A 20,830-nucleotide genomic window follows, 5' to 3' on the forward strand; every position below is an offset into this window, starting at 1 on the left:
TCAGTACGCGGTGGGCCGCAGCGCGGCAAACTCGTCGAGAAGGGCAGTCAATTCGTCGGTCGGCTCGCGCCGTTCGTGTACCGGCAGGGCGGCGTAGGCGTCGAGCAGTGCAGCCAGTTCCATGACGTTGGCCCGCGCAGCCGGCGACGCCCCGTGCATCTCCCCGTTCGAGAGGGCCGTGCGTGCGACCAACGCTCGGTCCGCTTCGGTTGGCGTCATCGGTTCTGACGGATGCGGCGACAGATCGATTCGGAGCGACGCCGCAACGCTCTCGATCTCCTCAGGAGAGAAGCTCCGCTGCAGGTACTCCAATAAGTCCTGCTGTCGGGCTTGGCCGAAAGCCATCCGGTACACGGTGACGGCCTGCCGCACACGTTCCGCCTGGCTTTCGTCGCGGCTGAGCGGCAGCGCAGGGACATGCCGCTGAATAGCCGCCGCTCCGGGCAATACCCAGAAGGGCCTCAGATCCGAGTCGCCTCTCGCGGGGTCGCGCTGTGCTGCCTCGAACAGCGTCGCCCACGGGTCGTCGGCATCACCAGCAAGGGCGGTCGGACCGTACGCGTCGGCTGCATTCTTCCGAACGGCGTGGTTCTTGTACCGGTGGACACGGCCTTCCCGCTGTTCGAGATCGACCGGATTGCTCGGAAGGTTCCAATGAACAACGGCGTGGCAGTAGGGGTGGAAATCCAACCCCTCCTGCCCTACTGACGTCGAGCACAGCACGAAGGGCCAGAAGGGCGAGTTGAAGGCACTACGCACATCGTCGTCCCGCACGGCGCCAGCGCCCTCGTCGGCCTGCCGTGCACCGAACCGCACGGCGAAGCGTGCCCGCATCCGGTACTCGTCCAGCGTCAACCTTTCGTCGGTTGCCGTGAAGTCATCGACTCGCACGTTAGCCGTTCGCAGCCGGAGCACCTGACGCATCCGCTTGGCGACCCCTCGTGCGCCCTCTCGGACCGACCGGTGCGCGAGTCCCTCTTGTTCGAGAAGGACGTGAGCGTACTCGTCGAGCACGGCCTGCAGGTTGCCCGCGACGCCGTAGGTGGCAACCCGCAGCCAGTACGGATCGGCCGCCCTGGTACCCTCGACCAACGCGATGACCTCGGGAAGATTGAACAGACTCCTGAAGCCCCAGGCAATCCAGCCGGCTTTGTTGCGAAGGGCAGGATGCGACAGCACCGCCGGACCTCCGCTGACCCGGCTGAGAGCGCGGAGAGCAGTCACGGCCGGACCGCCGACAGCGAGGCGCGCCAACACCGCCGCGAGATCCGACGGAGGGGCTCCGAGGGTCTGCGCCGTGACCGCCCGCGCTCGCTCCACATGGGCCGCCCACCCATCACCGCCATCAGCGGCCTCGCTGTTGTCTTCGTCTTCGTCCTCTCCGTCACCACGCCACAGCCCCGGATGGCCTTCCTGGGCAAACCAGTGCTCGGAAGACGCCGCGTGGAAGTGGCGGTCGAGCAGGATCGAAGCGGCCCAGTACCATGCCTCATCGCGAGGCCCGTCGCTGGGCCCGTCGCTGGCCTGCGCCAGCCCGGATTCGGCAAGCCGTCGCAGGATCTCCTGCTCCACGTGTTCGAGGACCCGGTCGGCCTCCAGGGTCGCCTCCCCTCCGACCCGGGCCAGGGCGAGTGGATCGCCGACTTCAGCGAGCGTGATGGACGGGTACAGGAGACCGAGCGCGCTCATGCCCGCCGTACGCCCCTCCGAGCGAGAGAACTGCAGCCGAGGCGCAAAGCGTTCACGCACCTGACTCGCGACAGGTGCCTCACCCTCGTGACCGCCGGCGGTGAAGACTCGCCGTTCGACATCGTGGCTCAACAGAGCGGCCACCACCTTCGGCACGACCTGCCATGACGAGAACATCAGCCGCTTAGTCACCGCCCGACCATCGATGCTCGCATAGGCCTCGCTGCCTTCGTAGTACGGCAACGACGCTGGCATCCACAGCAGTCGCCAGACCCCAGAATCGAGGTACTCCTCGGCGATGTACCTCACGCGAGCATTTGGCGGGTCGAGTTTTCTGTACTGCTCGACGTCGGCGCGAGCCAGCAGCCCGTGCCCCGAAGACGACACTTGAGCTCTCAGTCGTGGGTTGTTCGCACTCGCCGCGGACCGTACGCGCTCCTTGAACCGGTACGCGTCGTCCATGAAGTTGAGGAGGTAGGGCGCGGACTTCCAGTACTCGACCACCTCGCTCTCGTGTACGGTGTCGGCCATGCTCGCCAGGCGAAGGTACGCGGACACATCACTCGCCTCCAGTCGCACTCGAGACGGCGTGTGCGTGAGCATGCCATTTCGGTCGGCGGTGGCAGCCAGCCGCTCGGTTCGCACCATCACCTGTCGCAGTTCCTGCTCCACGACGCTCTTGCGAGCAAGCAGTTCCCCGTCTCGCCCTGCACCAAGGCGAAACAACTCGGAGCGATAGCTGCTGAGCGCGGCCTTGAAGGAGGTCGTTCGATCCTGGTTCTCCTGCAGGAACTCGATCGTCTGCAGGAAGTCCCTGAAATGGTCTTCGTCTCCCGCGTCATCAGCCCCCGTGAACATCTTGTACGGTGTCGCCGAGAGCAACAGCACGCGCGTATCGCCCGTGGTGAACAACCGCCGCGCAAGGTCCCCGCTGGGATCTGTGCCACTCAGCAATTCCTTGAATCGCTGGAACTCGTCCAGAATGATGAGGTCAGGCTCGAGGGCGCGGAGGCAACTCTCCGCCAATGCCATGCGCAGGGCTCCGACCACGTCGCTCTGGAGTTGGCGGTCGGGCTTGGGCCATGACTCTCGTCCGTAGTGGAAGCGCTGACAGAGGTCCGAGAACTGCGCTCGAAGCTCACTGTTCGCATTGATGTGCGTGCGGAACTGCTCGCGAAGCCCCTCGTCCACCGTATCGTGCTTCGAGTACCGCAGCCGATCTCGAAAGCGCTCTCGCTGCACGCCGCCCTGCAGCGCATTCATGGCGCCCACCTCTGGAGTCTTCCAATCGTCAGGAAGGAGCCAGAAAAGCAATGCGCGCTCTTCGGCGGTGCCCTGGCTCGATCGAAGGCTGAAAGAGGTCTGGGGCGTCAGCGAGACGAAGTTGAGCTTCCGCTGCGCGAGCCCGTCCGTGAACTTGGGTAGCAGCGTGATGCGCGACGGGAGTGCCGCTTCCCTGGCTTCGCACAGGTTGAGGCGATTAATGTTCTGGCGAGCGATGCTGCCGTTCGAGCAGATGTAGACGATGTCGATGCGCTTGACCTCGTCCCACAGTCGGTCGACGACCTTGGCCACGAGACCTCTGGCCACCATGGTCTTGCCCAAGCCGACTTCGTCTGCGACCAGATAGCGGCGACTGGGCGCGTCGCCTTCGTACATCGCGCGGTACACGTGCTCGACCGTGTCGCGTTGAAAGTTCTTCAACCGGAGCAATTCGCGACGAACGTTGGGCCGCTCTATGACTGCCACGTCGCCATTTCCTTTCGCGCCTGCCACAACGGAGCCCACAGTTCCAGAAAGTTCTCAGGCAAGAGGTCTCCATCCGTCGTGCTTCTGCTGCCCAGATCGCGAACGAGGCGTTCGACATCATCGAGGCGAGCTGGACTCTCGCGCAGCGAGCGAAGCAGCGACTCGAGGAGTGCCGTTTCGCGGACTGGTACCATGCGGCCGGCCTCCGAACGCCGGTGCGTCTCCGACGCCGCCAGTTCCGAGGCCAGTTCGCGCCCGTCGGTCGCCAGCAGCATGTGGAGGTAGTGCATGACCGACCGGCGGTCGGTCAACACGGTCCTCAAGAGACGCTCGCGCCTGTCGGTCGGCAAGCCTGCGATGGGCACATTCACGACGAAGGTCTCGACGCACTCTTTCTGATCGAGCGCCGCGCGAACCTCGAACGCCAGAAATCCGGACACGTTCTCGAGGGCGAGCCCCTCGAACGTGACCGACGTCGAATCGGTGAAGGCTCGCGCCCATGCTCGCCCAAGACCAACTGGCCAGCATCTGGCCGTGACTGCCGCTGGCCACTTCAAGGGCGCGGCCGACAGGACCTCGAGTGTGTAGGTGGGCTCGTGCTCGGTCAGCATGCCACGTAGACTTGCCTCCGCGACCAGGTCGCGCGCTTGCTCCAGAGCGGACCGCAGGCCCTCCTCGACCTCGTCGCACGCCGCAAGAGGAGGCAGCGTGACCTCCTGTAGAACATCGACGAATCTGGTGTTGCCTGGCTGCGAGGACAGGACCGCGTCGATGCCGAAGCGGGCTCGGGGTCCGATGAGCTCGACGAGGAACTCGACGTTGTGACCGAGGCCGGCTTCGGTCGCGTTGGCTGATCCCGTGTAGACGCGCGCCTTTGCCCCCGCTTCGGTCACGTAGCACTTCGCGTGGAGGCCGCGAGCCACCGCGGTCGTGTCCTCATCACCCTCGACTGGCGAGGTATTGCTGGCGAGGACGTAGTACTTCGCGATCTCGGGCGCACTGCAGTCAACCGTGTCCAGGGTCTCCTGGCGCGTGATGAGCGTGACCCGCGAACGGCCCCGGGCGAGCCGACGAATGCCGCTAGTCGAGACGAATGGGGAGATCACCAGCAACGGCTGCGAATCGGCCGGGACAGGGAAGGTCCTCATGCCTTCGATGCCCAAGGGGTGAAATCTGAGGTCCTCGAACCCCTCCGGGACGTCGAAGGTCACGCGTGCAAGCTCAGTCGCCAGCAAATCAAGCCGGTCTGCCACCGCAGGCTCGACAGTCGCCGTGGCCTGGCTGGGTAGTGCTCGCAGGAAACGGACCAGTGGAGAGTTCCGGTCGTTCGTGGCATCACCGAGCACACCGTCCAGGGTCAGAACGGTGTCCCAAGAGCGATCAAATGTGAGGTTGCGAGAGAGGCACGCGAAGCGGTAACGGACGGGCCCTTCGGCCGATGTGTAGCGCAGTACCCAGACCTTCGGATGAAACGACGCCCCCGGGCGTGGCTTCCTGCATTGCACGACGGCCTGCTCGAGGTACGCGAGTTGCGGGAACTGGAGCGCCGGAAAGGCGATCTGTCCAGCCTCGCAGAAGACCGTCAGGCGATCGGCATAGCGCCGCAGGCTGTCCAGCAGCGCCAGCGAATCACGGCTCAGGAGAGTGGCGAAGTCGTCGGCCTCGAACAGACTGAACGCCACGGGCGCCGTGAGCAGCGCGAGGAGGTCCAAGGTGTACGTCGTCGCCACCGCCGCGTCGAGTATGTACCCCTCGGGTGGACGCAGAATATCGAACAGGAGCGTGCGGGCCTCAGGATTGAGCATGAGTGTTCCCCGACAGGGCTTCCAGGATGTCCTGGGCGATGCGCTGAGCGTTGGGCCAACGGTAGACAAGTCGACCAGTGCCCGCTTCTCCGGCGTAGCGGTCCAGCGCCGCCTTGTTGTCGACCCGCGCCAGCGCCCCTTTGACTCGACGCTCCCGATTGGCGATCAACTCCCGCGCAGGCACGCTGTCCGCGAGGCGCTCCGCGGGGCCCTCATCTATTGCCATGTGTAGCCAGGTATCGACGAACTGTCTTGTCGGCGAGGCTATCCGAACGCCTCTCGACTCGACGAAGCCCCAGAACGCAGACCGCGACCACCCCTTCAGGTGCGCCGCTCGCTGCGCCGTACCGTGGGACCACTCAGTCAGGCGCGCACGGTAGTCGTCCACCTGCTCGTCTGAGCTCTTTTGCTCTGCGAGCACCAGGTTGTAGAGCAACGCGGCACCGTGCATCACCTCCGACAGGTTCTGTGAATGTGCGAGTTGGCTCTGGAGGTCCACTGGAAAGTCCGCATGCCGCGGATGCATCCAGGGGAACTCCACCGATTCGTCGACATCAGTCGCGCTGACGATGTGTGCGAAGACCGTCCGAGGTGCCGAGGTCACGATGCGATCACGGAGGTACTCGGCCTCAGCGGAACTCAGCACGAGGTCCACCCCGTTGGGGAAGCCGGTCGGCGCAGGCGGAAGCCCGCGGTCCCAGTTCGGACCTCCGCCCCCGCCCAGAGTCTCGCCGTCATCGGTCCGTGCTCGCGTCGTCCAGCGCTTGTAGTCACCGTCCAGGCCAGCGTGGTAGCCGTCCCGGGACTGGTCGCCACGGTAGATCCCGTAGGTCCTGAGCGCTCCCCAGTAGATGGAGCCGGGCATGCGCTGGAGTCCGCCTCGCGCAAGTCGGCCAATCACCCCTTCCTTGATGTCCTGCTGCAGCAAGATCTCGATCAGCCGCGCTTCCTCGAGACGGGCGCTGCGAGCGACTTCTCCCGAACGCACTCGCGCGGCTTCAAGCTGCTGGTACATCCAGGGAACGAAGAGCAGGTAGCGCGCTCTCGTCTGAGGCGCGCCCGTCCCTGGAAACAGGATGTCCGCGATGGCATCACGGATGGTGCCGATGCCGAGTTCGTCGACGGTGCTCTTGTCCTTGAACAGCGTCAGCACTTCCATGACTGTGCGTCGCTGCTTCTCGGAGTGATCGAGCCAGGTGAATGCCGACGGCACGTTCTACTCCTCGTCCTCAAAGTAGTTGTGGTCCAGATCCAACACTTCGACCGTCCGCTGAACTCGGACGCCGACGTGGTGGCGCATCATGAGATCCACCAACTTCTGGCCGTCGATCAACTGGATCCGTGTCGAAGAGCCTCTGAGCACGAACTCCTGCGAGGTCTCGGCAAATCGGCTGGTCGTGATGAAGATGCCCTTCGTCACACCTTGACCGGCCAAGGACCCGATGAACGCCTGGATGGTCGTCCGGTCAATCGGCCTGTCGAGCGCATAGCGCTTGGCCTGCACCATGATCTGATCCAGCCCCAGCACGTCCTGATTGATGCGTCCGTCGATCCCCTCATCACCGCTCTTGCCCAGGCGCTCGGCCGCGTCCTCACGCGAACCTCCGTAGCCCATCTTGAGCAGCAGGTCGAGCACCAACTGCTCGAAGAAGTCCGGAGTCTGCTCGAGGATCGCAGTCAGCAGCTTGGATCGTAGGTCGGCATTGAGTTCCTCGAGCGCCGTATCAATGGATTCGGCAGGTGACCTCGTCTTGTCGCGCTCCACGACGACTTTGACGTTCTTGTCTGGTTCCCACGCGGCACGGTAGCCTTCGATGGTCTCCAGGTCCTTCACCGTGATTCGCTCGGGGCACTTCGACAGGAACGCCCGGCCCTGGTCAGTGGCTCGATAGGTCTTGGGGGCGACCCGTGAGATCAGACTCCCCTTCGTGAGATGCGACATCGCCCAGCCAGAACGGTTACCGACGTAGGTCGACGCGCCGCTCGGGATGCGTTGCAGGGCCTCCTCGGCGCTGAGGCCGAAGTGCTTGGCCATGGACACCTCGGCGTCGCGCCGCGTGATTTGCCGCTCGGCAGCAAGTGCGAGAAGTGGCCGAAGCATTTGGTCGAAAGTCGGTATGGGCATGTGGGTATCTGACTGGTCGCGGGTCACGCGCTGAGGAAAGTGACTGCCAACTCCCTGAACCTGCACAGCGCGTTCGCCAGCTGCATCTGCCTCGGCGTGCGGCACTCCGGCTCGAACAGGGCCGGCGAGGCGACGATGATGGCGGCGCACCGGGCGCGCGAGGTGGCGACGTTCAGGCGGTTCAGGCTGTAGAGGAACTCCATGCCGCGCGGGGCGTCCTCGGGACGCGACGTCGCCATCGAGTAGATGACGACAGGCGCCTCCTGCCCCTGGAACTTGTCCACCGTGCCGACGGGCACACCCCGATCGGCCAGGCGCTCGGCAAGGCGGCTCACCTGCGCGTTGTAGGGCGAGACGATGCGCAGGTCCGCGGGGCTCAGCGCACGCACGGCGCCCTGCTTGTCGACCCACTGCGATCCCGCAGCCAGCAGGCGCGCCACGATCCTAGCGACGACCTCGACTTCCTCGAGCGACGCATTCTGGTTGCCCGCGTGCTCGACCGGTACGAACCACAGACCTGCGCCTTCGAAGGGTGCGGCACCCGAGAGGCGCTGGTGCGACAGGTCCGGCCGTTCGCTCAGCTTGCCTTCGTAGAACACCTCGGACGTGAACCGGCACACCGCCGGCGCGAGCCGCCACGTCTCCGGCAGGAAGATGCCACGATCAGGCGGCATCGTCTGCGCACCGCCGATGACGTGCTGCAACGCCGAGACGTCCACGCCGTCCGGATGACTGCCCTTCTGCGGCTGCTCGAGTTGCTGCGGATCGCCCAGCAGGACAAGGCTGTCGGTGGCCTGCGAGACGGCGAGGACGTTCGCCAGCGACATCTGCCCCGCTTCGTCGACGAACAGCACGTCGACACTCGCAGCGGCCTCGTCGGACGCCCAGAGCCACGCGGTGCCGCCGAGCACATCGATGTCGCGCGACTGCAACGCCTCGATCGCCTTGCTGTTCGACCCGTACCCCGCAATGCCCTCGCCAGGCTCGTCATCCTCTTTGCACTTGCGTCCGAGCGTGACGTGCACGCCGGCTTGAGCGGCCTGCGCACGCACGGCGTCCAGGAGGTTGACGATGACCTTGTGGCTGCCCGCGGTGACCCCGACCTTCTTGCCAGCCTTGACGAGCGCAAGGATCTTCCTGGCGCCGGCGTACGTCTTGCCAGAGCCGGGCGGCCCCTGGATGGCGAGGTACGAGCGATCGAGCTTCGCGACGAGGCGTACCGCGCAGTCGACCGCGGACTCACCAGCCCTTGCAAGGCCCGAGGCATCGCCGTCCGAGGTCACGGCGTGGATGTCGTCGCGCTCGCGCCGGACAAGTCCGGCGCCTACAGTGTGCTTGGCGGCCGTCACTCTCGGTACGCGGCGGTGCAGGAGCTCCAGCCCGCACGTCGACGCGTCCGGATTCTCCGCGAGCTTCATGACGGCGGTCTGCAGTACGTCGGTGCGAACGATTTCGGTGGCGTACAACGTGTCCGGGCGCGGCAGCTCCGCGGCCGTCTTCCCCACCTTGAGGTCAAGCGTCCGACGGATGCGATCGTGTTCGAGCACCTCTCCGTACGCGCGCCCCTCCAGCACGGTGAGCGTGTCCCCCACACCGATCTCGATGTCCTGCGTCGGGTAGGTGTACTGCTCGATCACGGACGATGTGGGCTTGCCCGTCTTCGCGCTGATGAAGCTCCCTACGCGACGAACATGCGCGAGCCCGGTCACGACGCAGGGCTCGTCGAGCGCGTCCTCCCCCACCAGCTCCCGCACGCGGAAGTAGTCCCACCACGCCGCCTTCTGCTCCCGACGATGCCAGTCGATGAGGTAGGCGAGCATCCACCTCGTGTGCTGGGGATGGGTGGGGGCGCTGGGATCACCGTCGATGCCCGAGAGTAGGCGCGCACGCAACGCCTCGACCGCCGCATCGACCTCACGCGTGTCGTCGTTCGGAGCGCCGTCAGACGGCTCGGGGCGCGTCAGGGTGTCACCTCGAGCCAGCGCCTTCGCACGCACAGGGCCTTCGAGCCAGTCGCGGAGGGCCTCGGTCGAACGGCAGTCGTCTGCGTTGTACGTCTCGACGGCCAGACGCAACCCCGGCGTGATGGCAGCCGCGTCCTCGGACTCCAGCGCGAGTTCCACCAGGTACAGCGACCTCGCAACCCCGCGCAGGTCGGCCTCGCGTCGATAGCCGTAGTACTGCTCCAGCTGCTTGATCGAGTAGCTCTCGACGCCGGCACGGAGGCTCTGGCGCACCACCGCGTGCAGGTCGATGAAGCGTCCGGCACGCAGGAGGCGGTCGAGCGCGTCAGCGCGGGTGGCGTGACGTCCGGCCAGGCGGCGGAATGCGGATGCCTCGTAGTGGCCGAAGTGGTAGACGTGCACGGCGGGATCTGCCTCCCACGCGGCCATCACCATGTCGACGACGGCCTCGAATGCGGCGCGTTCCTGGGCATCCGTCGTCGCCCACCAGCAGCGATACCCACCCTGCGTCCACACACCGAACAGGTACTCGCGTCCACCCTCGCGTGCGAAGCGAGCGGCCTCGAGGTCCAGGAAGATGTCGCGCGGGGATGGCGTGGGCAGGCGATCGAGTCCCTGCCGCGGCTGCGGAAGGACTGCGCTGTCGGCTGGAGGGCTCGGTGGGTCGAGCAACTCCCACACAGGACGGCGGCTTTCGCGCTGCGCCAGCTGGACGCGGGCCTGCTCGCGGAGGCGGGCGTACGTGCCCTTCGACCCGCGCGTCGGCTTGAACGCGATGGGCAGCGGCATGCCCGCGGCCTGGGCCAGCGTGGTCACCTCGCGTGCGACGAGTTCGGCCCGCTGCAGGCGGCTCGCGCCCGCGATGTAGGCCAGGTGATCGTCCCCTCGTCGACGCGCCTCGCAGCGCTCGGACCAGCGACAGTAGTCGCACTGGTCGGTCGGTTCCGGGTAGTGCGCGTCCGCGAGCGATTGATGGACCGGGGTCGGGCGGTTCGGCGCGCCGGCGGTCCCGAAGTCGGGGAGACACTGACCGAGCAGGTGCTTCGCCAGACGGTAGTACGCCGAGTAGTCGTCGACCCTGTAGGCGTGAACGCCCTTGTCCGGGTCGGGCGTCACGACATGGAAGGCCGTCGGCACCCGGCCCTGCACGCGCCCGAGCAGCTCGGAGTACACGGTGAGCTGCAGGATGGTGCTGCCGCGGGTCTCGCGCGCGAGCTTCGTGTCGTACACCTCGTACGACCACGCGCCGAGGTCGCTGGGGCTCTCCACGCGTCGGAGGATGTCGGGTCGCCCGAACCAGCCGTCGGCGAGGAGCTCGCCCTGGACCACGACATCGACACCCTGTCGCAGGGCCTCAACGGTCGCGCCCATCCGGTTGCCTTCGTTCTGGAGGTCGACGACCGACAAACCACGCGCCTCGAGCGAGGCGACGTACTGCCGTTCGTGCTCGGCTCCCCGGTCGCGTAGATCCTGTGCGTGGAGCGAGAAGACGGACGGCTTGGCGAGCTCGCCGAGCGCGACGCCGAGGTCCAGCGCGGTGCGATGGCGGCAGCCAACGAACGACGAGAGGTCGGAGGCGGAGAGAACGAGCGCTGGCGGGGTACCCTTCAGGTGCATTCGAACGAGCTGCGCAGTTGTACCGTCAGGAAGCCATCGGCGCAATAGCCTGATCGCACCAGCTCGACCGCAAAATATGTCGGCCGCGGTTGCGTGCCCAGGAGACGGGCCGACAGGGCGAGGTCTGACAGCGGACGCTGCCACGCTCGCTGGCGCGCTGTCGTCAGATCCAATCTCCTGGTGGCCGCCGAGTAAGCCACGTCCGAAGCAGTCAGGTTGGTCGGCCTGAGACCATCACAGGCGAGCCGCGCCCATGGCCAACAACAATCTCGCCAGGTGCCGCCCCGCGGGCGTGGACCACGCACCTGCCGTCCTGTCTGAGGGCAGCCGCGCCATCAGGTCATGCAGAACCGACCGGAGTTCCTTCTCGTCTTCCGACAGGACGCCGTCGTAACGCTCGTCCAGCAGGTGCGCCGTGCCGTCGGCCGCCTTCATCCCGACGTAGTCCAGCAAGATCCGGAGTCGCCTCGGCGCGTCGCAGCCGTCATCGCCCCCCATCGACACGATGTCCAGGTCGCGGCTCCAGAGCTGGCGCTTGAGACTCTTCCCATCGAGAGCCAGGGCGGTGCCGAAGCGTTGCGTCTTCGCCCTGGAGGCCGCCAGCGTGCTGCGGACGTCGTGCACGATCCGATGGAAGTTGTCATCGTCCAGCGAGAACCCGACGAAGAGCATGTGTCGGGTGAGCATCAGCGCCTGCACGATACCCGCGAGGGCGGCGCGTGAGGTGGCGAACCGGAGGTAGTCGTCGCGCGTGAGCACGATCTGCTCGGGTTCGCTGGTACATCCGTGCAGCTTGAGCAGCCATCGGGGCGACGCAGGGTCCGGCCGGTAGGGCAAGACACCGCAGGGGCGACCGGCGTCGCGCGACGCCTGCTCGAACAGTTGGTCGTAGTTGGTGGTGGCCACCTGGTCGACCGGCAGCGAGGCCAGCATCGCCTGCGTGAGCGGGACCAACGGGTGCCGCGCGAAGCGCTCGGCAATCCGCTGCCCGAGCGGCTGGCGCCGCTCCTCGAGACGGAGTTGCACCATCCGGCCCTGATCGAGCGCGTCGAGACTCGCGAATTCGCCCATCTCGTCATCGTCGAGGCCGGCATCCGTCGCCAGTTCGCGCAACAGCCCGGTCCAGGACGGCAGTCCGCCCCCGATGCTGGCGCCGGCACCGAGAAAGAGCACGAGATCGCCGCTTGACGCGCGTTGGGCGAGGACATCGCCGACGTCGCGCAGAGCGTGCGACAGGTACCTGTCGAAGGTCGCCGGACACCGGCTCCTGCGATGCGACTGGACGGCCGCGTACATCGCCCGCGTCCGAAGCACGAGGGCCACATCCACGTCCCTCTCCGTGGCGGCCCGCTCGAGCGCAGGAAGCAGTGTGGCCACCAGTTCCCCCGTGCGCGACTCGCCACCGCCCATCCGGGATCCGAACAGGGGGACAGCCACCAGAGGTCTGCCAGTGCCGGCGCGCCCGACGAGCGCGTCCGCCGCGCAGTGAACGGCGGCCACCCCGCCCTCGATGAACCAGTCGAGCGTCGCCGCTGGGGAGGCGCCGACGTTGGCGAATACGCGCAGGCGACCATCGCCGGGAGCCGGGTCAGCCACGACGGCACGCGCGCCGCCGGCAAACGCCTCCGCCCGATCCGGCAGGTGCTGCGCCAGCGCACCCCAGCTCGGCTCCACCCTGAGGGCGGCGTCGGTCGAGATGACGACCGCGTCGCAGGCCAGGTGCGCCAGGTCTCCTGCCGTGACGAATACGTGTGCTGGTACCTTCGACATTCGGACAGCGATCACGGACAAGGGCTGGCGGGGTGCCTGTGGGGTGCGGCCGATCTGGGACTGCGCAGTTCTACCGCCTGGGCCGTCATCGGCGCAAGCCCGGTGGGCACGGGCCCGCCACACGCCGCCCGAGCGCCTCTCACCCGCGTCGACCCGTGCGACGCGGCGGTTGCGGCAGGGGAAGCGTGCGGACCCAGGCAATCACGTCAGCGTTCCACTTCGCCTGCGCGACGTCCATGCCCTCGAACGCCGCGTCCCAATACGCCATCTCGACAGTCTCATCGTCGTGATCGAGGGTGTCGAAGTCGATGGGGCCGGGCGGCACGGCGTCCCGCTCGCGAAGGAGACGCGCGAAGATGCGCAGGTGCGACTGCCAGGGCAAGGCCCACCAGCGCTTCCGGCCTTTCCTGATCAGGAAGCTGCCATTGTCCGGGTGATTCGGATCGCTGACCACCAGCACGAAGGCGAGCCGCGGCCAGGACTTCGACAACTCGACGAAGTGGTCGACATGGTCGGTGTTGCGCCCCTGGAAGATGTACGAGGCGGCGCGCAGGTCGCCGTCGACGTGCGACAGCCCAAGGGCCTCGAGGTCACCGCCCTCGCCGTACTCCATGTCCTCGGTGAACACCTGGCTGTGCGTCGTGTCGATGCGGCCTGTGAGCGCCCCCGCCGCCCGCCGGAAGCGCGCGACATCCGTGGCATGGCCAGTCGCAATGAGTCGGAGGTTGCACCAGTTGGCCATTGCAGAAAGGACGCTCGAACGGCATTGTCTCTGACACTGTCGAGCGAGGGAGACGGTCGACAAGGCCGCCGCGTCGGCTGCCTGCACGTCAACGATGAGCTATAACACTTCCCGCAGACGCCTGACGCGGGCGAGCACGCACACCATGAGCGAGACCATCACCCTTCGGCTGGACCATCCCACGCTCGAGCCCGGTCGCGTGCAAGGGTTCGCCCTGATCTGGGCGTTCTACGTCACGGGCTTCAACCCCGAGAAGCACTGTCAGTTCTGCTTCCGCGGCCTGCGCGCGCCGAACTTTCACTCGCGCAACGCCGCCAGCGGCGTCGACATCGTTCTCGATCGCCTCGACGTGTCCCAGGTCGTCTACATCTGCGGCGTCGCGAAGGGGCCGGACGCGGAGCGACGCTATCGCAACCTCCACCTGCCCGTCCGATTCGAGGCCGGGGCGTCGGCGTCCGTGACGACGTACAACGGCTACCGCATCGACGTGACGAATGGGGTGCAGCTTCCGATTCCTCCGGTCGAGGACGGCTGGCGCGGGCTGCCCGCAACGCACACTCGCTGCAAGAACTTCCAGTTCGGCCTCGCGCAGTTCGGCACGGACGCGGGCGGAGCGTGCTCGTGAGCGAGTTCGAGCAGAGGGTGGTCGAGTGGACGAAGCCGGTGAACGGCCAAGACCCGCGTCCCTGGACATCACGGACCAAGGACCCGTCTTCGGCGCGCGTCTTCCTCGTGGGGCGCAATCAGGCGACCCCGTTCCTTACGCGAGGCGCCGTTCGCGTGTCGCGGCGAACGACAGCACGGCCCGGATGCTGTCGGGCGTGAGGCTTGGGAAATCGGCAAGGATCTGGGCTTCGGTCATGCCTGAGGCAAGGTACTCGAGCACATCCTGCACCGTGATCCGCGTGCCGGCGAGGCACGGCTTTCCGCTACGCACACCTGGGGTGACGGTGATCAGATCTTCCCAGCGCATGCGGTCAGGATAGACGCTGGGCGAAACCACGGCAAGACCGGCGCCGGGCACGCCTTGGCTTACCTCGCCCCACGCTGCACCTGCCGGCCGATCAGTTCATGTCGCGTACGGGCGTCTGGCCGCGGGTGTCCCACGCCGCTCGCCATGCGTTGAACTCCGCTGGCCGGAGTCCGTAGCGCGCGAAGTTCCCTTCGTGCAAGGCAAGCAGTTCGTCCTCGGCCGCTGCGCGGAAGGTGCCGCGGTCGACCTCGTCGATGTGCTCGTCTGTCCACGTGACGATGCGATCGGCGGCTGATGCGCGGCCCAGCCCGGCGCGCACGATGTCGCCGATCACGCTGCGGAGCGCATCGCGGTAGCGCAGGCGGAACGGGTCGGGTTCGCCGAGCGACTGCTGGATGGCTGTGTAGCGTGCGGCGGAGCGCTCGTAGGCCCAAAGGAAGACGTCGCGCAAAAGCTCGGTGCGATTGAGTTCGTACACGCCGAGCATCGCCAGCGTGTACAGCTCGCGCGGCACGTCGGTGAACGACAGGGGCGCGAGGTTGCCCTTGATAAACGGGATGTTGGCTGCAAGCCTCGACACGCGCTTGTTCACGTCGTCGAAGGGCTGAAGGTAGGGCAGGTGCACCATCGCTCTGGCGGGTGGTACACCGAGCCGCCGATGCCCACGCCGATGTAGCGCAGCCGTCCCGCCGCAGTCGGGTCGGCGAGCAGGTTGTTCGCCAGGATGCCATGCAGGTTGAGCACCGTGTACCGGTTGAAGCCGATCTCGTCGGCATTCTCGGCGAGGAACTCGATGGCGTCCTTGTGATTGAGGATCATCTGCGCCTCGGCCTGGTCACCCCCCTCCGCCTGCTGGCCGAACGCGATCAGGCGCTTCGTGTCGAGCAGGGAGTAGGTGTTGCCTTCGAGGCGGCTGGAGTTCCAGGACAGATCGATCAGCAGCCGGTTCAGGATGGTGCGCGCGTAGGTGCCCGCGGGCTGCACCGCATCGGCCGGGCGCCGGGCCACGGCCGCCAGACGCGAGCGCTCCTCGGCACTCAAGTAGAAATGCTGGTTGGGTATCGGGTCCTCTTGCCCGCGCCATCCATCACCAGTCGGCCTTCTCGCACCAGGCGGCTCAGCTGGCTCTGCAGGGTGCGACTCGCTGACTTCTCCGGGAGCGCAGCAGCAATCTCGGCAGCACTGACCCCGTCCGGGTGAGCACGGACGACACGCTCGATCGCTTTGAGCTGCGCTGTGGGTATGGGTTTGGCCATCGGGTGCTCGATAAATGCGCGAACGGTGCTTGCGCGCAATTATTCGTGATTCGCGCAATTAAGGACGCATTCGCGCAGCCCTGCCGTCGCCGTCTCGAGGGGCGTTCGCCAGCGACGCCGAGGCAAGCGAAGGACGCGGCAGGATGGCCCGGGCGATGTACAGTGCGGGCATGTCACGCCTTCGCCTCTGCCTGTTCGCCGTTGGTGTCTGTGTGCTACTCGGCGCCGGCGGCCGGCTTGGAGAGCCGGCCCTACCCACGACGTTCGCGCGCGCGGTGCAGCCGGGGCAGGTCGCGGCTCCGACACAGAGCGGCCCTGCACCGCAGACCTCGGCACCCGCGGTGCCCGAGAACGCCGCACTGCGGTTCGAGCGTCAGGAGATCCGCAGCAAGTTCTGCGTCGGCTATGCGGTCACCACCGCCGACATGAATGGCGATGGCCGGCCCGACGTGGTCGCCATCAGCGGCACGCAGCTCGTCTGGTACGAGAACCCGACGTGGCGCGAACATGTGCTGCTCGAGGGACAGACCCCGAAGGACAACGTGGCGCTCGCCCCGCTCGACATCGACGGCGACGGCCGCACGGATGTGGCGGTCGGCGCCGCGTGGAACCCGCGCGACACGACGGGCGGCGGCACCTTGCACTGGGTGCGGCAGCCCACGACCGGCGATGCGGGGTCGCTGCACGACATCTCGAGTGAGCCCACGCTGCACCGCATCCGCTGGGCCGACGTGGATGGGCGAGGCCGTCCCGAACTCATCGTCGCGCCGTTGCATGGGCGTGGCACGAGCCCGCCGGAGTGGAACGGACAGGGCGCACGTCTGATGGCATTCACGATCCCGTCGCGGCCAGCCGCCGAGCCCTGGCCCCTCCAGGTGGTCGACGACACGCTGCACATCCTGCACAACGTCACGCCCGTGCGCCTCACGCGCACGGACCGGGATGAACTGCTGACCGCCAGCCGTGAGGGTCTGCACCTCTTCACCCGCGGCGACGACGGGGCGTGGACGAAACGGAAGCTGGGCGAGGGTGCCCCCGGAGAGATCAAGGTAGGTAAGGTCGCCGGCCGCTGGCTGCTCGCCACCGTGGAGCCCTGGCACGGCACCTCCGTCGTCGTCTACCGCGAACCGGCCGGCGGCGCGGCGGCCTCGCAGCTGTGGCCGCGGGTGCCACTCGATGGCTCACTGCAGGGCGGGCACGCCCTCGCGTGGGGCGACATGGACGGCGATCGCGACGATGACCTCGTCGCCGGATGGCGTGACGGCACTGGCGGCGTGGTGGTCTATGGGATGGGGCCGGCGGGCGAGCTCCGTACGCGCACGCCTGTCGACCTGCAGGGCATGGCGACCGAAGACATCGCCGTGCACGACCTCGATGGCGACGGGCGTCCCGAGATCATCGCGTCGGGACGCAGGACGTCCAACGTGGTCATCTACTGGAACCGCACGGCCGCGCGCTGAGCAGGGAAGCTCAGCCTCTCTGTCACAGACAGGTGACAGCGAGGTTGGCATGGTGTTCGCAGTTTCGAGGAGTGGCGGGTAGCGCCGACGCGTACAGCGTCGGGTGCGCACTCACCACTCGGAGAAGGAGAGGACCATGCGATTGCTCTCGATGTCTGTTGTCGCCGCACTCACGTTTGCTGCCACCGCCCAGACGGCGTCCGCGCAGCAGTGGGGCCGGGGCGCGCAGCCCAATGCCGGCGCCTGCTTCTACGAGGACATCAACTTCAACGGCCGCTACTTCTGCACGCGCGCCGGCGAAGCCGCCGAACGCGTGCCCTCCCGGCTCAATGACGAGATCTCGTCGGTGCGCGTGTTCGGCAACGCGGAAGTCCTCGTCTTCAAGGACGGTTCGATGCGCGGCGATGCGCGACGCTTCACCAACAGCGTCAGCGACCTGCGACGGGCTGGCTTCAACGACCGGCTGACCTCGTTCGTCGTCCAGCCCCGTGGCTATGCAAGCGGTGGGTACGGTGGCGGCTATGACGACGGCCGGTACGGCAACGGCGGCTACGGCAACGGTGGGTACTACGACCCGCGCGGCGGCAACGGCCGGTACGACGATGGCCGTGTCGGCAATGGGCGCTACGACGACCGGTATGGACGCGATGACGGTCGGTACCAGGGCGGTGGCAACCGTGCGTCGTACCAGCAGGCGTCGCGCATGGTGCAGCAGGCCTACCGTCGGGTGTTCGGCCGCGAGCCGGATCGTGCCGCGCAGCCGTGGGTCGAAGAAGTCCTGAAGAACGGCTGGAGCCAGCGACAGCTCGAGCAGGCGCTGCGCAACACGCCGGAGGGTCGCGGTCGCTGAGCTGCGGTCACGGTGACATACTCGCCAACCGTGACGGACTCCTCGAGCGGCTACGAGGACATCGCCGAGCTGTTCATGTCGGCTCGCGACAGGACCATCGGTGCTGACGTCGTCCGCGCCTGGTCGGCGCGCCTCGCGCGAGGCGCGCGCGTCCTCGACGTCGGGTGTGGCTCCGGTCTGCCAATCACCCAGGTCCTCGTGCACGAGGGGTTTCGCGTGCACGCTGTGGACGCATCGCCTTCGATGGTGCGCGCCTTCGCGCAGCGCTTTCCCGAGGTCCCCGTGGAGTGCGCCGATGCGGCCGACTGCCGCATGCTCGAGGACGCGTATCACGGCATCGTGGCGTGGGGACTGATCTTCCTGCTCCCGCCGACGATGCAGGCGCACGTGCTCACCCGGCTCGCTGCCGCCGTCGAACCGGGCGGGCACCTGCTCTTCACCGCGCCGCGTGAGGTCCTTTCCTGGAACGACGCACTGACGGATCGCCCGTCGTGGTCGCTGGGGCTGGAGGCGTACGAGGCGCTGCTCGCGGATCGGGCGCTGGTCGTCGACGAGCACCGTGAAGACGCGGGTGGGAACTTCTACTACCTCGCGCATCGTCCACGCTGAGCTGGCGTGCGCGTACGCGTGCCAGCCCACTGAAGCAGTCCGCTGAGCACGACGCCGCGTCAGCGCTGTGAAGTCCCAGGAATCGGCGCGGTCGGCTTTCCTGCGAGCGCGTCCTGCACCAGCGCGCTGACGAGCGCTGCGAATGGCCCGATGTCCTGCCTGACACTGGCGGCTTCGAGGGCCGCCATGTACTCGTCGCGTCGATCGGCCGGAATGACCGTCCACGGGTAGCCGCCGGATGCGAGCATCGCGTTCATCAGGAAGCGGCCGATGCGACCGTTGCCGTCCACGTAGGGATGGATGTAGACGAACACGAAGTGCCCGAGCACGACGCGCACGGCTGGCTCGGCTTCCGTCTTCAGCAACTCGAACAGGGCGGGCATGCAATCCCGCACAGCCTCTCTGGGCGGCGGCACGTGCATCGAGCGTCGAATGTAGACCGGTCCGCTCCTGTAGCCGGCGAGATCGGGGGCCGCAACGATGCCCGCCGTCACGCTGGGTCCGAAGAGCCGCCGATACCAGTCGGAATGGTCGTCGTTCACGACCTCGCCGGCATTGCCGCCGCGCAGAATGTGCTCGACGCTGGTCTTCACGCTCTGGAAGGCATCGTGGTAGCCGCGCGCCGCGAGCGCGTTGCGGTTCTCACGGTCCTCCGCATTGCCGTCGGGATTCCAGTCGCCAGTGCGCACTCTCTCGATGAGGGCCGGGTTCACACGGTAGCCTTCGATCGACAGCGAGTGATAGGCGTCGGTGACATACACATCCTCGACCGCCTTGAGGTAGCTCTCTGGTGTGGCTGGTATTCCCGGCGGCGGCGGACACGCCTCCAGAACCGTCTCCCGCATCACTTCCCACATCAGGCGGATGCGGTTGACGTACGGGGAGGCTGGTCTCGTGACGAGCAGGGGGCCAGGTCCGGCGTCGAAGGGATCGTTCTCGCGGACCGTGTAGCCAGCCGCCCGCATGGTCTTGATCACCTCTTCGGCGATGCGGGGCACACCGGCATGGCGGAAGGCGCCCGCCAGGCGTCCCGCGACGATGCTGTGGCCGCCTTCGAGGAGCAGTGAGAGCACGTCCGATGCGTCGGTCACCGTCATCATGGCGGCACGCGCGTCCGTGGGGTGCCGACGGAAGAAGTCAGCGGACACGGCCACCAGGGCGGCGGGGACTGAATACAGGCGGAGTCCCTCCCGCTCGACGATCTCACCGGCGGCGGGCAGCGCGCTCCGGACGTCGAAGAGTGACGTGCCATGGGGCAGCGCCGTCGGCTTGTTGCCGCCCTTGCGCGCGCGGACGATGAGCTGCGCGGGCACCGAGCGGTTCCCGCCGTGGAGCAGGAGCGACTGCTCGGGGGACAGGCACCATCCGGCGCCGAACCGAACCGACAGGTACGCCGCGCAGAAGTCCCAGAAGGAGGCATACCAGGACGTGCTGTCACCAGCAGGCTCGTCTGGCCGTGCGGCGACGTACCAGCCCCTGATGACCTCGTGCAGGAAGCCGCTCTTGACCAGCCGCTCTCGGTGGGTACGGCTCAGGTGCCTGGGCGCCCTGATCGCGACCACGCCTTGGCGTTGGAGCTCGTGTAGCGCCTGAAGAGCGTCGGCGAGTTTTTCTTGTGGCGTCATGGATGGAGACGTTTCTTAGGTTTTAGTGTCTCACCATTCTTAGGTTTTAATGCCGGACCATTCCTAGGTTTTGTTGTCGGCCCAGAGGGGTGCCGCAACGAGCCGGGCGATACATCGCAGTTCGTCTACGCGCAAGAATTCAACTCTACGCGCAGGGATTGCGGCCTTGGCGCAAGATTTCTCGTCCACGCGCAAGAGTCCGGCTCTCGCTTTGGACTCTTCGGCTTGCACGGTGGCGCAGGCGTTCTGGCGCGAGTACCCGGGAGGGAGATGAGATGGCACGACGCAGTCAGGATTGGAACGTGGGGCTCGCCGAGAATCTGCGAGATGCCGAGTTCGCCCGCGAGTTCCTGCTTGCCGCGATGGACGAGGGTGTGGCCATCCAGGTCGCGCTCGGCAAGATGATCCGAGCGATGGGCGTGAAGGAGTTCGCGGCCAAGGTCGACATGGCCGCGCCGAATGTGCAGCGTGCCATCAATCCGCGCCACAACCCGACCCTCGAGACGCTGAACAGGCTTCTCGACCCCTTCAAGCTCCGGCTGGTCCTGGCGCCAGCCGAGCGCCCCAAACGGCGCCGCGTGGCGTAGCGCCAGGGT

General features: G+C 66.9%; 16 protein-coding genes. 5 read left to right on the plus strand and 11 right to left on the minus strand.

The features are described from left to right. The 7 genes from Q0C41_RS01245 to Q0C41_RS01275 form a co-directional block, all read right to left on the minus strand. Complete coding sequence (locus Q0C41_RS01245) at nucleotides 1–3,477, minus strand: helicase-related protein (RefSeq protein ID WP_291980620.1); 3,477 nt, start codon at nucleotides 3,475–3,477, stop codon at nucleotides 1–3. Beyond that, nucleotides 3,426–5,243: a phospholipase D family protein gene (locus tag Q0C41_RS01250; RefSeq protein WP_291980621.1), complete on the minus strand. Its 1,818-nt coding sequence runs from the start codon at nucleotides 5,241–5,243 to the stop codon at nucleotides 3,426–3,428. Before Q0C41_RS01250 ends, Q0C41_RS01245 begins: the two co-directional genes overlap by 52 nt. After that, a complete protein-coding gene (locus Q0C41_RS01255; RefSeq protein ID WP_291980622.1) occupies nucleotides 5,230–6,456 on the minus strand; it encodes a DUF6361 family protein in 1,227 nt (408 codons plus the stop codon). The genes Q0C41_RS01250 and Q0C41_RS01255 overlap by 14 nt, the downstream gene beginning before the upstream one ends. A gap of 3 nt (nucleotides 6,457–6,459) precedes the next feature. Beyond that, on the minus strand, nucleotides 6,460–7,395 hold the full coding sequence (locus Q0C41_RS01260; RefSeq protein ID WP_291980623.1) for a restriction endonuclease: 936 nt from the start codon (nucleotides 7,393–7,395) through the stop codon (nucleotides 6,460–6,462). Then, nucleotides 7,392–10,994 carry a TM0106 family RecB-like putative nuclease gene (locus tag Q0C41_RS01265; RefSeq protein WP_291980624.1) on the minus strand — a complete coding sequence of 1,201 codons (3,603 nt, stop codon included), beginning with the start codon at nucleotides 10,992–10,994 and terminating at the stop codon, nucleotides 7,392–7,394. The genes Q0C41_RS01260 and Q0C41_RS01265 overlap by 4 nt, the downstream gene beginning before the upstream one ends. Before the next feature lie 189 nt (nucleotides 10,995–11,183). Then, nucleotides 11,184–12,719: an SIR2 family protein gene (locus tag Q0C41_RS01270; protein ID WP_291980625.1), complete on the minus strand. Its 1,536-nt coding sequence runs from the start codon at nucleotides 12,717–12,719 to the stop codon at nucleotides 11,184–11,186. Between the two features lie 139 nt (nucleotides 12,720–12,858). Further along, the gene (locus Q0C41_RS01275) at nucleotides 12,859–13,461 is read right to left on the minus strand and encodes a hypothetical protein (RefSeq protein WP_291980626.1); all 603 of its coding nucleotides are present in this window, start codon (nucleotides 13,459–13,461) and stop codon (nucleotides 12,859–12,861) included. 145 nt (nucleotides 13,462–13,606) lie between these two features. On the opposite strand from Q0C41_RS01275, the gene Q0C41_RS01280 reads away from it, so the two are divergent. Next, nucleotides 13,607–14,086, plus strand: coding sequence for a hypothetical protein (locus tag Q0C41_RS01280; RefSeq protein WP_291980627.1), 480 nt, complete (start codon nucleotides 13,607–13,609; stop codon nucleotides 14,084–14,086). 135 nt (nucleotides 14,087–14,221) lie between these two features. Here the strand turns inward: Q0C41_RS01280 and Q0C41_RS01285 are convergent, their stop codons facing one another. The 3 genes from Q0C41_RS01285 to Q0C41_RS01295 all read right to left on the minus strand — a co-directional run bounded on the left by Q0C41_RS01285 (nucleotide 14,222) and on the right by Q0C41_RS01295 (nucleotide 15,475). Continuing rightward, the gene (locus Q0C41_RS01285; RefSeq protein ID WP_291980628.1) at nucleotides 14,222–14,434 is read right to left on the minus strand and encodes a DUF433 domain-containing protein; all 213 of its coding nucleotides are present in this window, start codon (nucleotides 14,432–14,434) and stop codon (nucleotides 14,222–14,224) included. A 91-nt stretch (nucleotides 14,435–14,525) separates the two neighbouring features. Beyond that, on the minus strand, nucleotides 14,526–15,014 hold the full coding sequence (locus Q0C41_RS01290) for a hypothetical protein (protein ID WP_291980629.1): 489 nt from the start codon (nucleotides 15,012–15,014) through the stop codon (nucleotides 14,526–14,528). Nucleotides 15,015–15,022: 8 nt separating this feature from the next. Next, a complete protein-coding gene (locus Q0C41_RS01295) occupies nucleotides 15,023–15,475 on the minus strand; it encodes a hypothetical protein (protein WP_291980630.1) in 453 nt (150 codons plus the stop codon). A 385-nt stretch (nucleotides 15,476–15,860) separates the two neighbouring features. Here Q0C41_RS01295 and Q0C41_RS01300 point away from each other — a divergent pair, with 385 nt between their 5' ends. From Q0C41_RS01300 to Q0C41_RS01310, 3 genes are all read left to right on the plus strand, one after another. Then, nucleotides 15,861–17,150: a VCBS repeat-containing protein gene (locus Q0C41_RS01300; protein WP_291980631.1), complete on the plus strand. Its 1,290-nt coding sequence runs from the start codon at nucleotides 15,861–15,863 to the stop codon at nucleotides 17,148–17,150. Between the two features lie 136 nt (nucleotides 17,151–17,286). Further along, complete coding sequence (locus Q0C41_RS01305; protein WP_291980632.1) at nucleotides 17,287–18,000, plus strand: peptidase inhibitor family I36 protein; 714 nt, start codon at nucleotides 17,287–17,289, stop codon at nucleotides 17,998–18,000. 30 nt (nucleotides 18,001–18,030) lie between these two features. Beyond that, entirely contained in the window at nucleotides 18,031–18,609 is a 579-nt protein-coding gene (locus Q0C41_RS01310) for a class I SAM-dependent methyltransferase (protein WP_291980633.1), read from the plus strand. 59 nt (nucleotides 18,610–18,668) lie between these two features. On the opposite strand, the gene Q0C41_RS01315 is transcribed toward Q0C41_RS01310, so the two are convergent. Next, nucleotides 18,669–20,234 (minus strand): Fic family protein, encoded by a 1,566-nt coding sequence (locus Q0C41_RS01315; RefSeq protein WP_367079076.1) that lies wholly within the window; start codon nucleotides 20,232–20,234, stop codon nucleotides 18,669–18,671. A gap of 302 nt (nucleotides 20,235–20,536) precedes the next feature. On the opposite strand from Q0C41_RS01315, the gene Q0C41_RS01320 reads away from it, so the two are divergent. Continuing rightward, nucleotides 20,537–20,821 (plus strand): hypothetical protein, encoded by a 285-nt coding sequence (locus Q0C41_RS01320; RefSeq protein ID WP_291980635.1) that lies wholly within the window; start codon nucleotides 20,537–20,539, stop codon nucleotides 20,819–20,821. Nucleotides 20,822–20,830 lie beyond the last annotated feature (9 nt).

It is taken from the genome of Luteitalea sp., assembly GCF_022842525.1.
Classification (GTDB): domain Bacteria; phylum Acidobacteriota; class Vicinamibacteria; order Vicinamibacterales; family Vicinamibacteraceae; genus Luteitalea.